At 73.0% G+C, this 13,426-nt stretch carries 10 protein-coding genes; 9 read left to right on the top strand and 1 reads right to left on the bottom strand.

Features of this window, described 5'->3' with window-relative positions; translation table 11 throughout:
* The first annotated feature begins 59 nt into the window (after positions 1-59).
* The 9 genes from ACFYTE_RS07795 (at position 60) to ACFYTE_RS07755 (ending at position 10,422) form a co-directional block, all read left to right on the top strand.
* Positions 60-878, top strand: a complete 819-nt coding sequence (locus tag ACFYTE_RS07795; RefSeq protein WP_388706300.1) for an endo alpha-1,4 polygalactosaminidase — start codon at positions 60-62, stop codon at positions 876-878.
* A 218-nt stretch (positions 879-1,096) separates the two neighbouring features.
* Positions 1,097-2,434 (top strand): ABC transporter substrate-binding protein, encoded by a 1,338-nt coding sequence (locus ACFYTE_RS07790; protein WP_388706298.1) that lies wholly within the window; start codon positions 1,097-1,099, stop codon positions 2,432-2,434.
* A 10-nt stretch (positions 2,435-2,444) separates the two neighbouring features.
* Positions 2,445-3,452: a carbohydrate ABC transporter permease gene (locus ACFYTE_RS07785; RefSeq protein WP_388706296.1), complete on the top strand. Its 1,008-nt coding sequence runs from the start codon at positions 2,445-2,447 to the stop codon at positions 3,450-3,452.
* Positions 3,449-4,342 (top strand): carbohydrate ABC transporter permease, encoded by an 894-nt coding sequence (locus tag ACFYTE_RS07780; protein ID WP_388706293.1) that lies wholly within the window; start codon positions 3,449-3,451, stop codon positions 4,340-4,342. Before ACFYTE_RS07785 ends, ACFYTE_RS07780 begins: the two co-directional genes overlap by 4 nt.
* Before the next feature lie 368 nt (positions 4,343-4,710).
* On the top strand, positions 4,711-5,664 hold the full coding sequence (locus ACFYTE_RS07775) for a carbohydrate kinase family protein (RefSeq protein ID WP_388706290.1): 954 nt from the start codon (positions 4,711-4,713) through the stop codon (positions 5,662-5,664).
* The gene (locus tag ACFYTE_RS07770; protein WP_388706288.1) at positions 5,664-6,992 is read left to right on the top strand and encodes an alpha-glucosidase/alpha-galactosidase; all 1,329 of its coding nucleotides are present in this window, start codon (positions 5,664-5,666) and stop codon (positions 6,990-6,992) included. The genes ACFYTE_RS07775 and ACFYTE_RS07770 overlap by 1 nt, the downstream gene beginning before the upstream one ends.
* Positions 6,993-7,076: 84 nt before the next feature.
* On the top strand, positions 7,077-8,378 hold the full coding sequence (locus ACFYTE_RS07765) for a Gfo/Idh/MocA family protein (protein WP_388706285.1): 1,302 nt from the start codon (positions 7,077-7,079) through the stop codon (positions 8,376-8,378).
* Between the two features lie 170 nt (positions 8,379-8,548).
* Positions 8,549-9,127 carry a universal stress protein gene (locus tag ACFYTE_RS07760; protein WP_388706282.1) on the top strand — a complete coding sequence of 193 codons (579 nt, stop codon included), beginning with the start codon at positions 8,549-8,551 and terminating at the stop codon, positions 9,125-9,127.
* Positions 9,128-9,408: 281 nt separating this feature from the next.
* On the top strand, positions 9,409-10,422 hold the full coding sequence (locus ACFYTE_RS07755; protein ID WP_388706279.1) for a helix-turn-helix domain-containing protein: 1,014 nt from the start codon (positions 9,409-9,411) through the stop codon (positions 10,420-10,422).
* 254 nt (positions 10,423-10,676) lie between these two features.
* Here ACFYTE_RS07755 and ACFYTE_RS07750 read toward each other — a convergent pair whose 3' ends face one another.
* Positions 10,677-13,073 carry an ATP-binding cassette domain-containing protein gene (locus tag ACFYTE_RS07750; protein WP_388706277.1) on the bottom strand — a complete coding sequence of 799 codons (2,397 nt, stop codon included), beginning with the start codon at positions 13,071-13,073 and terminating at the stop codon, positions 10,677-10,679.
* Positions 13,074-13,426: the final 353 nt, after the last annotated feature.

Raw genomic sequence — 13,426 nt, 5'->3', positions numbered from 1 at the left:
ACCGCCTGACAGCGGGACGTCCGAGGCGGGGACGTACCCCCCATCTTCTGGAGCTCGTGATGTCCTTCAACTCCCGTGCCCGGATCCGTGGGTTCACCGCCGCGGCGGTTGCCTCGGCCGCGGCGGCCGCCGGTCCGCTGCTGCTCGCCCCGACCGCGGACGCCGCCGCCCGGGCGGTGGTACTGCCCCCGACGCACGCCGACTTCGACTACCAGATCGGCTCGCCCTACCCGCCGCCGCCCGGCGTGCGGGTCGTCAGCCGCGACCACACCGCCACACCCGCGGCCGGGCTCTACAACATCTGTTACGTCAATGCCTTCCAGGCCCAGCCGGGCGCCGAGAGCGAATGGGGCGACCTGCTGCTGCGGGACGCACGCGGCAACGTCGTCCACGACGAGGACTGGGGGGAGGCCATGTTGGACATCCGTACCGACGCCAAACGGAAACAGATCGCCGCCAAGGTCGACGCCTGGATCGACAACTGCGCGAGCAAGGGCTTCAACGCCGTCGAGCCGGACAATCTGGACACCTTCGACCGCACAAGCCTGATCAGCGAGTCGAACGCGAAGGCGTACATCAAGCTGCTCTCCGACCACGCCCACGCCAAGGGCCTGGCCATCGCGCAGAAGAACACCCCGGGGTTCTCCACGGACCGCGCGCGGACCGGGCTCGACTTCGCCGTCGCCGAGGAGTGCGGCCAGTGGGACGAGTGCGGTGACTACACCGAGGGCTTCGGCGACAACGTCATCGTGATCGAGTACCAGGAGAAGGCCTTCACGAAGACGTGCGCCGAGTTCGGCGACCGGCTCAGCGTCGTCCTGCGCGACGTGAACGTCAGCGCACCCGGCGACCGCGGATACGTCCGCAAGACCTGCTGAACCGGCCGCCCGCCGAAAGACCGGCGTCCCGGCCACCGGGTCCCCCGCCCGCGGCCGGGACCGCCTCCCGCTCCCCTTCTCAAGGGAACGCGCACCGTGCGCCCGCGGCCCCGCCGCCCGCCGCACCGTGCACCGCCCGTCCACACCACCTGCCGTGCCGGAACGCGCCGCGCGTGACGCACCTCCCGCACCGCGTACTCATTGGGGGTTTCTGCCACATGACCGCAGCACATCAACCCACCGGGACCGGTCCAGGACCGACGCGCCGCACCGTCCTGCGCCGGGCCTCGGCCCTCGCGCTGGGCGCCGCGGCGGCCCCCCTGGCCGCTTGCGGCGCACCGGGGGACGACGGCATCGGGGCCGACGGGCGGGTCACGGTCGAGCTGTGGCACGGGCAGACGGACACCGGCCGCAAGACGATCGAGCGGCTGGTGTCCGAGTTCAACCGGACCCACCCCGGCATCAGGGTCGACGCCGGCGGCGGCGTGCTCGCCGACGCGATGCTGCAGAAGATCACCGCCGCGCTCGCGTCCGGCTCCTTCCCCGACGTCGCCTACGTCTTCGGCTCCGACCTGGCCAGCGTCGCGCGCAGCCCTTCGGTGGTGGACCTGACCGAGTCGGTCCGCTCAGGACCCGTGCCCTGGAAGGACTTCTGGGCGCCCGCGCGTGAGGCCGTCACCCTCAACGGGCGGGTGCGCGCGGCACCCGCGCTGCTCGACTCGCTCGCCGTGGTCTGCAACAAGAAGACCTTCCGGGACGCCGGAGTGCCGCTGCCCCGGCCGGGCTGGACCTGGCAGGAGTTCGTGGACACGGCCGGCCGCCTCACCGACCGGCGGCGGGGCGTCTTCGGCACCGGCTGGCCCGGCGTCGGCGACGAGGACACCGTGTGGCGGCTGTGGCCGATGGTGTGGGATCTCGGCGGCGACGTCGTCGGCGAGGGCGGACGGCGGATCGGGTTCGCGGACGCCGGCGTCAAGGCACTGGAGACGGTGGCGGAGCTGACGCGGGCGAAGAGCGTCTACGTCGACCCCAAGCCGGGCAGCGAGCAGATGTACCAGGTCTTCCTCTCCGGCCGGATGGGCATGGTCGTCACCGGGCCCTGGCAGCTGCCCGACGTGCAGCAGGCCGGCATCGACTACCACGTCGTGCCGCTGCCCAGTTACAGCGGCCGGCCCGTCACCATCTCCGGACCGGACACCTGGACCGTGTTCGACAACGGTCCGGCCCGGGTGCGGGCGGCCCGCACGTTCGTGGCCTGGCTGTCCCGCCCCGCGCAGGACGTGCGCTGGGACATCCAGGCCGGCAGCCTCCCGCTGAGCCGCGGCACCCAGGCCCTCGCGGCGTGGCGGAAGCAGGAGTCCCACACCGAGGGGCTGCGGGTGTTCACCCGGGCCCTGGACTCGGCCCGGGTGCGCCCCGTGCACCCGGCGTATCCACAGATCTCGCAGGCCCTCGGACAGGCCATCAGCGCCGTGCTGCTCGGCAGGAGTTCGCCCGCCGCGGCCATGCGCGACTGCGCGAACGAGGCCAACGCCGCCCTGCTCATTCCGCGTTGAGAGGATCACCATGCCCCGCCTGCCCACTCCCCTCACCCTCGCGGACACGGACACCGGTCGAGGCCGGCGCACCGTTCGCCGCCGACGCCCCGGACCGGCGTCCGGCGCCCCACGCCACCGGCCGAGCCGGGAGACCGCGACCGCCTGGGCGTTCGTCTCCCCGTCCGTCCTGGTCATCCTCGGGCTGAGCGTCGTACCCGTGGCCTGGTCGCTGCTGCTGTCCTTCCAGGCCGACGACCTCGTCACGCCCAGCCGCTGGGTCGGCCTGGACAACTACCGGGCCCTCGCGCAGGACCCGCACTTCAGCCAGGCGGTACGCAACACCGTGCTGTACACGGTGCTCTACGTCCCGCTGAGCATCGGCCTGGGACTGGCGCTGGCGCTCGCCCTGAACCAGCGCATCCGGCTGGTGGGCCTGTACCGCACGCTCATCTTCGTGCCGTTCGTCGTCTCGGCGACGGCGCAGGGCGTGCTGTTCTCCTTCATCCTCGACCCGGAGTTCGGCGCGGCCAACTCCGTCCTGCACAAGCTCGGCATCTCGCCGCAGGGCTTCCTCACCGACCCCGCACAGGCCCTGCCGGCCCTGGTGGCGATCTCCCTGTGGAGCGGCACCGGGTTCTGTGTGGTGGTCACGCTCGCCGCGCTCCAGGACGTGCCGGTCTCCCTGGTCGAGGCGGCCCGCCTCGACGGCGCGGGACGATGGCACCTGCTGCGCCACGTCACCCTGCCCGCGCTCGCCCCCGTCCTCAGCTTCCTCACGGTGTGGCAGACCATCAACGCCCTCCAGGTCTTCGACCTGATGTACGTGACGACCAAGGGCGGCCCGCTGGGCTCGACCACGGTCATCGTCTACTTCATCTGGGAACAGGCCTTCAAGAACTTCACGGCCGGCTACGGCGCTGCAGCCGCCTACGCCCTGGCGCTCGCCCTGCTCGTCCTCGGCACACTCCCCCGGGTGGTGCGGGCCGTACGGAACCGCGCCCGCGCGAACCACCACCTCGAAGGAGCCGCACGATGACGGCCGCATCGCCCTCGCACTCCGCCCTGCACTCCGCTTCCGCCGCCCCCGCCGCCGCGCGGCCCGACCGCCGTCTCCGGCTGCCGTTCCGGGCCTGGCATCTGCTGCTCGCGCCGCTGTCGCTGCTGTTCGCGATGCCGCTGATCTGGCTCGTGCTCAGCTCCGTCATGAGCGACGCGGAGATCAACCGCTTCCCGCCCGCCCTGTGGCCGTCGGGGATCGACCTGGGCGGCTACCGGTACGTCCTCGGCAACGCCATGTTCCCGCGCTGGTTCGCCAACTCGCTGATCGTGTCGCTGGTGGCGGTGGCGTCGAACCTGCTGCTGGGTTCGCTGGGCGGGTACGCGTTCGCCCGGATGCGGTTCGCCGGTTCCCGGCTGCTGCTCGCCCTGATGCTGGGCACGATGGTGATCCCGTTCCAGCTGACGATGATCCCTACATTCCTGGTGATGAAGCGGCTGGGCCTGATCGACACCCTGGGCGCGCTGATCGTGCCGTCGCTGGTCACCCCGTTCGCGGTGTTCCTGCTGCGCCAGTTCTTCCTGTCCCTGCCCAGGGAGTTGGAGGAGGCCGCGTGGCTGGACGGCTGCTCGCGGCTGCGGGTGCTCTTCCGCATCGTGCTGCCGCTGTCCCGGCCCGCGCTGAGCACGGTGGCGGTCCTGACGTTCCTCACCACGTGGAACGACCTGTCCTGGCCGCTGATCGCCATCAACCACGACACCCAGTACACGTTGCAACTGGGTCTGACGACCTTCCAGGGACAGCACCACACCAAGTGGTCGGCGGTCATGGCGGGCAACGTCATCACCGTCCTGCCCGTCCTGCTCGCGTTCCTGTTCGCACAGAAGTCGTTCATCCAGTCGATCACATCCAGCGGCCTGAAGGGATAACCCGAACACCCCCTGCACCGGCCACCCCTACCCGCACCCACGACGACCGACCCGGCCGCGGGCCACCGTCACCCGCACCCGCGGCCGACGGCACGGCGCCCCACACCGACACCCGCCCCGCCGACCGGACACACACCAACCCGACCGACGCCCGCACACGAGCCACCGAGGCCCGCACCCCGACCACCGGCACCACCGCCACCACACCCGAATCCACGACGACCGACCCGGCCCACGCCACCACACGAACCACCCGCACCCACAACCGAAGGCACGGCAACCCGCCAGCCCGTGGCCGGACATGATCCGCCGACACCCGCACCCCGACCGACCGCGCCCAGGTCGGACCCGTACTCACAGGAAGCCGTATGCCGCACTCCTTCGACCTGCTCGTCATCGGGGACGCCAATCCCGATGTCGTCCTCGGCCCGCTCGACACCCCGCTCTCCTTCGGACAGCACGAGCAACTCGTCGGCACCGGACTGCTCACCCTCGGCGGCTCAGCCGCGATCATGGCGTGCGGGGCCGCCCGGCTCGGACTGACGGTCGCCTTCGCCGGACGCGTCGGCGACGACGACGCGGGCCGCTTCATGCGGACCGCGCTGGAGGAACGGGGCGTGGACACCACCGCGCTGCGCGTCGACCCCGAACTGCCCACCCCGCTCACGGCGGTGCTCACCCGGCCGGACGGCGACCGTGCGATCGTCACCTCGCCCGGCACCCTCGCCGCCACCGGCCCTGAGGACGTGCCCGAGTCCCTGCTCACCGCGAGCCGGCACGTCCACGCCGCCTCCTACTTCCTGCTCCCCCGGCTGGCCGCCGCGCTGCCCGGCCTGTTCGCCACGGCCCGCGCGCACGGCGCCACCACCTCCCTCGACACCAACGACGATCCCGCGGGCACCTGGGACCCGGACGGTGTGGCCGCCGTGCTCGCCGTCACCGACTTCCTGCTGCCCAACGCGCAGGAGGCGCTGGCCCTGGCCGCCGCCGGCGGCACACCCGCCATGGCCGCCGCCGCGCTCGCGGCGCGCGGCCCGCTCGTGGTCGTCAAGAACGGCGCGGACGGCGCGCTCGCCCACGACGGCCGCACCCTGCTCGGCACGCCGGGCACACCCGCCCGGCCACTGGACACGGTCGGCGCCGGAGACAGCTTCGACGCCGGCTTCGTCGCCGCGCACCTGCGCGGCCTGCCCACCGCCGACGCCCTTCACCTCGCCGCGGCCTGCGGCGCCCTGTCGACCAGGGCGCACGGGGGCACCGGCGCCCAGGCCACCTGGGACGAAGCCCTGGCCGCACTCGCCCGGAACGGAAAGAACCTCTGATGACCCTCACCGCCCCGAAGATCGCGTTCATCGGCGCCGGCAGCGTCGTATTCACCCAGGGCCTGCTCGCCGACCTGCTGGCCTTCCCCGAACTGCAAGGCGCGCACATCGCGTTGCACGACATCGACGCCGAACGGCTCGCCACCGCCGAGGGCGCCGCCCGGCAGATCGCGGACCGCCTCACCGGCGGCGGCGCGACCCGGCCGCGGGTCACCGCGCACGCCGAGCGCCGCGACGCCCTCGCGGACGCCGACTTCGTGATCAACATCGTCCAGGTGGGGATGCGCGCCGCCACCCGGACCGACTTCGACGTCCCCGCCCGCTACGGGCTGCGGCAGACCATCGGCGACACCCTCGGCGTCGGCGGCATCTTCCGCGCACTGCGCACCTTCCCGGTGCTGAAGTCGCTGGCCGAGGACATCGCCGAGGTGTGCCCCGACGCCTGGCTGCTCAACTACACCAATCCGATGGCCATGAACATCCAGTACCTCACCGAGGCCACCGGCCTGACCCGGGTGGTGGGCCTGTGCCACTCGGTGTACTGGACCGTCCGCGACCTGGCCGACCTGCTCGGCGTCCCGCACCAGGAGGTCGGCTACCGCGCCGCCGGCGTCAACCACCAGGCCTGGGTGCTGCGCCTGGAACACCAGGGCAGCGACCTGTACCCGCGCCTGGACAAGCTGATCGCGGACGACCCCGAACTGCGCCGGCGGGTCCGCGTCGACATGTACCGGCGGCTCGGCTACTACCCGACGGAGACCAGCGAGCACTCCTCCGAGTACGTCCCCTGGTATCTGCACCACGACAGCGAGGTGGAGCGGCTGCGGCTGCCGATCGGGGCCTACCTCGGCATCGTCGACGAGAACATCGCGGCCTACGAGCAGACCCGAGACGCGCTCGCCGAGGGCACACCGCTCACCGTGGAGGGCACCATGGAGTACGCCCCGCAGATCATCCACAGCATCACCACGGGCACCCCGCGCACGGTGTACGGCAACGTCCCCAACCGCGGGCTCATCGACAACCTCCCCGCCACCGGGACCGTCGAGGTGCCCTGCCTCGTCGACGGCCTGGGCGTCCAGCCCACCCGGGTGGGCGCGCTGCCCGCCCAGTGCGCGGCGCTCAACCGCTCGTACCTCAGCATGAACGACCTGGTCGTGCGGGCCGCGCTGGAGGACGACCCGCGGTCGATCCGGCAGGCCGCCATGACGGACCCGGCAACCGCCGCCGCCCTGCCGGTCGAACGCATCTGGGACCTGTGCGACGACATGGTCCGCGCCCACGCGGATCTGCTCCAGCCCGGGCTGCGCGCCACCCTCGGACACTGACCCGCCGGGCCGGCCGGCCCTGCCCCGGCCGGCCGGTCCCCAACTGCCCCGGCCCCCGCCCCCCCTTCCCGAGGAGGTACTTCCATGGCCCAGGTGACGCTGGCTCTCATCGGTGCCGGTCTGCGCGGCATGACCTACGCCCGGCACGCGGTGGCCACCGGATCCGCGCGCGTCACCGCCGTCGCCGAACCGGACCCGCGGCGGCGGGCCCGCGCGGCGGCCGAGTTCGGCATCCCGCCGGATCGGACCTACCCCGACTGGCGCGCGGCCGTGCGGGGCGGACGGCTCGCCGACGCCTGCATCGTCGCCACCCAGGACCGCGAGCACACCGAACCGGCGGTCGCGCTCGCCGGCCTCGGCCACCACATCCTGCTGGAGAAGCCGATGGCGACCGGCGAGGCGGAGGCCACGGCGATCGCGGAGGCCGCGCGGCGAGGCGGCGTCCTGCTGGCCGTGTGCCACGTGCTGCGGTACACCCCGTACACCCGCTTCCTCAAGCGGCTGCTGGACGACGGCCGGATCGGGGACGTCGTCAGCGTCCAGCACCTCGAACCGGTCGGCTGGTGGCATCAGGCGCATTCGTTCGTACGCGGCAACTGGCGCCGGCAGGACACCTCCGCCCCGATGCTGCTCACCAAGTCGTGCCACGACATCGACTGGCTGGTCCACCTGTTCGGGCAGATCCCGCGGCGGGTGAGTTCCTTCGGCAGCCTGACGCACTTCCGTCCCGAGGCCGCGCCGGCCGGAGCCGCGGCGCGCTGCGTCGACTGCGCGGTGGAGCCCACCTGCCCGTACTCGGCCGAGCGGCTGTACCTGAGCTGCCTGGGCGATGCGGAGCGGGAGTTCTGGCCGCTGTCGGCCGTGACCGACGACCACACCGAGGCGGGGGTGCGCAGGGCGCTGCGGACCGGGCCCTACGGGCGGTGCGTGTACGCGTGCGACAACGACGTCGTCGACCACCAGGTGGTCACCATGGAGTTCGCCTCCGGCGCCACCTGCTCCTTCACCATGAGCGCCTTCACCCCCATGGAACAGCGCCGCACCCGGATCCTCGGGACGCACGGCTTCCTGGACGGCGACGGCGAGACGCTGCGGCTGGTCGACTTCCGCGACGGCTCCGAGCAGGTGGTCGGCCCGCACACCCATGTACCGGATCCGCCCGCCGGGGCCGCGACGCAGGCGGGGCCGAGCGCACGCGACGGGCACGGCGGCGGGGACGAGGCGCTGACCGAGGCGTTCCTGGCCGCCGTGGCGACCGGCGACGCCTCGCTGCTGCTGTCCGACGCGGCGGAGAGCCTGGCCACCCACCAAGTGGTGTGGGCGGCGGAACGGGCCCGCACCACCGGCACCGTCGTCGACGTCCCGGCAGGACTCGGCGTGGCATGAGGGCCATGCGCGGGCGCGGAGCCGTGGTCCCGCGGGGCGGGGCGTCAGGAGGGTGCCAATAAGCGGGGTCAGGGGTGGTCCGGAGCCGGTGGGCGGGGGTGTGATGGAGGCGGTTCACGTGCAGGTTCGCCGGCCGGGGTCCGGTCGGCGGGTGCAGAACGGTGGTGCCGATGTCCGAGTCCCACCCGCCCTCGGCCGCTCGTGTCGTGGTCGGGGTCAACGGCTCACCGGGGAGTCTGGCCGCCCTGGTCCGGGCCGCCGACGAGGCGCGGCGCCGGGGAGCCGAACTCTGGCCGGTGCTGGCCTGGCAGCCGCCCGGCGGTGACCTCGCCTGCCGCAGATCCCCGGCCGCGTCCCTGCTCGCCGAGGACTGGGAACGGCTGGCCCGGGAACGGCTGGAGGCCGCGCTGCGCGAGGCGTTCGGCGGCACGGGCCCGGGGCTGCCAGGACCGGCGCTCGTCGCCCGGGGTGTGCCGGGTCCGGTGCTGGTGCGTGCCGCCGACCGGGACACCGACCTCCTGGTGATCGGCGCCGGACGGCGCGGGCCGCTGCACCGGGCGCTGTGGCCCTCGGTCGGCCGCCACTGCCTCGCCCACGCCTGCTGCCCCGTCCTCGCGGTGCCGCCTTCCCCCCTTGAGGCGGCACTCGCGCAGGTCCACCGCCGCAACGCCTGGCGGCTGCGGCTGCACACCGGGCATCTGCAGCGGGAGTTCGAGACCGTGCCACCCGACCGGAGCACGCCCGGGTAGACCTCCGGCCGCCGTGGGCCGCGCGCCGCCCGCGGCCGACTCGGCCCCGCCGACAGGGCCGACGCCGGTGCGGGCGGCGCGGCCCCCCGTGCCGCGCCACCGGGCTGCGCCCAGCCTGCCATCCGGGCGCCCGGCCGCCCTGGGCGTGCAGCGCACTCGGCTTGGCGTGCAGCGCACTTTGCGGGGGCGTCGTCCACCGGGGACCATCGTGGACGCGACCGCGGCGGGCCTGAACCGACCGCGCGCCGCAGCCACCTGACACGGCGTCATCCGGGAGAAGAATGCTCACCACAGTGCTGGACACCGCCCGTGTACGGCCCGCCGACCGGACGGCGGCCTGGACCGAGGTCACCGGCCTCGCCCTGGTGACCACCCACATCAGCTTCCGCGCCCGGGAACCCGAGCAGGTGAGCGCCCGGATCCAGACGCTGGCGCTCGGTCCCGTCCAGCTGTCCGTGATGTCCTACTCGCCGCTGTCGTCGCGGCGCACCGCCCGGCTCATCCGGCAGTCCGATCCGGAGCTGTACCAGCTCGGGCTGACCGTCGCGGGACAGCAGGGGATCGAACAGGCCAGGTCGAGCGCCGCGCTCGGCCCCGGAGACATGGTGCTGTACGACAGCTCCCGGCCGTTCAGCGCCGTCTCGGGTCCGCCGCCCTCGGGGACGCGGACCCTGCTGCTCCAGTTCCCCAGGAGGCTCGTGCCACTGCCGGAGAAGGACGTGGCGCCGCTGTGCGGGACGGTCCTGGACGCCCGGACGGGCGTGGGACGGCTGCTGAGCCTGATGCTCACCGGTCTGGTGGAGACCCACGGCGATCTCACCCCGGGCGACACCGTCCGGCTCGGCAACACCGCGGTCGATCTGACGGCGGCACTGCTCGCCCACCACGGCGGGCGGCCGGATGTGCTTCCGGCCGAGTCGCGGCAGCGTGCGCTGTTCGAGGAGATCAGCGCGTTCCTCGTCGCCCGTCTGCACGACCCCGCTCTGAAGCCGGACACGGTGGCCGCGGCGCACTTCATCTCCACCCGCTATCTGCACCGTGTCTTCCAGCAGCACGGCATCACGGTGGGCGAGTTCGTCCGGCAGCAGCGGCTCGCCCGGTGCCGGCGGGACCTGGCGGACCCGGCCCAGCGCACGGTCCCCGTAGCGGTCATCGGGGCGCGCTGGGGCTACCCGGCGCCGTCCGACTTCACCCGCGCCTTCCGCACCGCCATGGGGATGACCCCGACCGAGTACCGCGCCGTCGCCCAGCCTTCCCGCCCGGCCGAGGGACCCGGCGAAACCCACGGCCGCTGACGCTCCGACGCGTTCGCCCCCGGAACCAGGACGTGCGCCCTCCGGGGGCCGCCGACGCCGCGGTTCGCCGTCCGCACCGGTGCAAAGGGAGCTGTATGTCTACGGGGAGTCCCACCCCGGGCGGCCGCGTATGCGGTGGTGAGCCTGTTGCCGAGCCGGAAGGTTCCGCGGCGGGCGACCCCCCGGCCCCCGCCGGGGGCACCGGCAGGCGGCGGGTGGTCGGAGCCGTACCGCGGGGGCCGCCGAAGGCCCGGTCAGGCGCCGACGTAGATCGCGAGGTGCTCGCCGGTGAGGGTGGAGCGGGCCGCGACGAGGTCTGCCGGGGTGCCCTCGAAGACGATGCGGCCGCCGTCGTGGCCCGCGCCGGGGCCCAGGTCGATGATCCAGTCGGCGTGTGCCATGACCGCCTGGTGGTGCTCGACGACGATCACCGACTTGCCGGAGTCCACGAGCCGGTCCAGCAGGCCGAGCAACTGCTCGACGTCGGCGAGGTGCAGGCCGGCCGTCGGCTCGTCGAGGACGTACACGCCGCCCTTGTCCGCCATGTGCGTGGCCAGCTTGAGCCGCTGCCGCTCGCCGCCGGAGAGCGTGGTGAGCGGCTGGCCGAGGGTGAGGTAGCCGAGCCCGACGTCGGCGAGCCGGGTGAGGATCCGGTGGGCGGCCGGGGTACGCGCCTCGCCCGAGCCGAAGAACTCCTCGGCCTCGGACACCGGCATCGCGAGGACCTCGCTGATGTCACGGCCGCCGAACGTGTACTCCAGGACCGACGGCTGGAACCGCTTGCCCTCGCAGTCCTCGCAGGGCGAGGAGACGCCGGCCATCATCGCCAGGTCGGTGAAGATGACCCCGGCGCCGTTGCAGGCGGGGCAGGCGCCCTCGGAGTTGGCGCTGAACAGCGCGGGCTTGACGCCGTTGGCCTTCGCGAACGCCTTGCGGATCGGTTCGAGCAGCCCCGTGTACGTCGCCGGGTTGCTCCGCCGCGACCCGCGGATCGGGCTCTGGTCGACCGAGACCACGCCCTCGTCGGCCGGGATCGAGCCGTGCACCAGCGAACTCTTGCCGGACCCGGCGACGCCGGTGACGACGGTGAGCACACCGAGCGGGACGTCCACGTCGACGCCGGTCAGGTTGTTCACGGACGCGCCGCGGATCTCCAGCGCGCCGGTGGGCTTGCGCACCGTCTCCTTCAGGGCCGAACGGTCGTCGAGATGACGGCCGGTGACGGTGTCGGAGGCCCGCAGCGCCTCGACGGTGCCCTCGAAGCAGACGGTGCCGCCGCCCGTGCCGGCGCCGGGGCCCAGGTCCACGACATGGTCGGCGATGGCGATCAGCTCCGGCTTGTGCTCCACGACCAGCACGGTGTTGCCCTTGTCCCGCAGCCGCAGCAGCAGGTCGTTCATCCGCTGGACGTCGTGCGGGTGCAGGCCCGCGGTGGGCTCGTCGAAGACGTAGGTGACGTCGGTGAGCGCGGAGCCGAGGTGGCGGATCATCTTGACGCGCTGCGCCTCGCCGCCCGACAGCGTGCCCGACGGCCGGTCCAGCGCCAGGTAGCCGAGGCCGATCTCCACGAACGAGTCCAGCGTGTGCCGGAGCTTGGCCAGCAGCGGGGCCACCGACGGCTCGTCGAGGCCGCGGACCCACTCGGCGAGATCGCGGATCTCCATCGCGCAGGCGTCGGCGATGCTGATCCCCTGGATCTTCGAGGAGCGGGCGCCCTCACTCAGCCGGGTGCCGTCGCACTCGGGGCAGACGGCGAAGGTCACCACCCGCTCCACGAAGGCCCGGATGTGCGGCTGCAACGCGTCGATGTCCTTCGACAGCATCGACTTCTGGATCCGCGGGATCAGCCCTTCGTACGTCAGGTTGATGCCGTCCACCTTGATCTTGGTGGGCTCCTTGTGGAGGAGGTCGTTCAGTTCCCTCTTGGTGTACGCGCGGATCGGCTTGTCCGGGTCGAAGAAGCCGCAGCCGGTGAAGATGCGGCCGTACCAGCCGTCCATGCTGTAGCCGGGGATCGTCAGCGCGCCCTCGCTCAGCGACTTGCTGTCGTCGTAGAGCTGGGTCAGGTCGATGTCGGAGACGCGGCCCCGGCCCTCGCAGCGCGGACACATGCCGCCGGTGCGGCTGAAGGTCGCCTTCTCCGTCTTCTTGGCGCCGCGCTCGACGGTGATCGCACCGCTCGCCTGGACCGAGGGCACATTGAAGGCGTACGCGCCGGGCGGGCCGATGCGCGGCTCGCCGAGGCGGCTGAAGAGGATGCGCAGCATCGCGTTGGCATCGGTTGCGGTGCCGACGGTGGAGCGCGGGTCGGCCCCCATGCGCTGCTGGTCGACGATGATCGCGGTGGTCAGCCCGTCGAGCACGTCGACCTCGGGGCGGGCGAGGGTGGGCATGAAGCCCTGCACGAAGGCGCTGTACGTCTCGTTGATCAGCCGCTGCGACTCCGCGGCGATCGTGGCGAACACCAGGGAACTCTTGCCCGAGCCGGACACCCCGGTGAACACCGTCAGCCGGCGCTTCGGTAGCTCGACGCTGACGTCCTTGAGGTTGTTCTCGCGCGCGCCGTGCACACGGATCAGATCGTGGCTGTCGGCGACGTGCGCCGGCATGTCCGCTGCCGCCCGGGTGTCCGTGCTCGGGGCGTTGGTCATCGTCTCTCCCTGTGGTGGGTGGGCCGGCTCGACCGCTTTGGCGGTCTGCGTCGGCGTGGTCGGCGCGGACGCGGCAGCGGTCCGCCGGTGATCTGGCGGACCGGGGTGTCGGCCGGGGCCGCGCGACGCCCGTGCGACACCGTCCGGGCGCGCTCGGCGCGAGCGCCGACCGGCGCGGTGTGCGGGTGGGCGTGGCCGAGCCAGGGCCGACCTCGGCGGAGAGGGGACCGGCACCGGGACATCGCGGTCCCGGGGCACGGCGCAAGGCCGCCTGGCTGCGGTCAGAGAATAGCCCGCTCCCCCGCCCACGTGACCACCCCCTTTTTTTCTTCCGGCGCCGCGTCGTGTCGTCG

This window comes from Streptomyces sp. NPDC004629, from assembly GCF_042873595.1.
Lineage (GTDB): Bacteria > Actinomycetota > Actinomycetes > Streptomycetales > Streptomycetaceae > Streptomyces.
The sequence above is the reverse complement of the archived record's forward strand: the minus strand, read 5'-3'. Positions and strand labels throughout refer to the sequence as shown.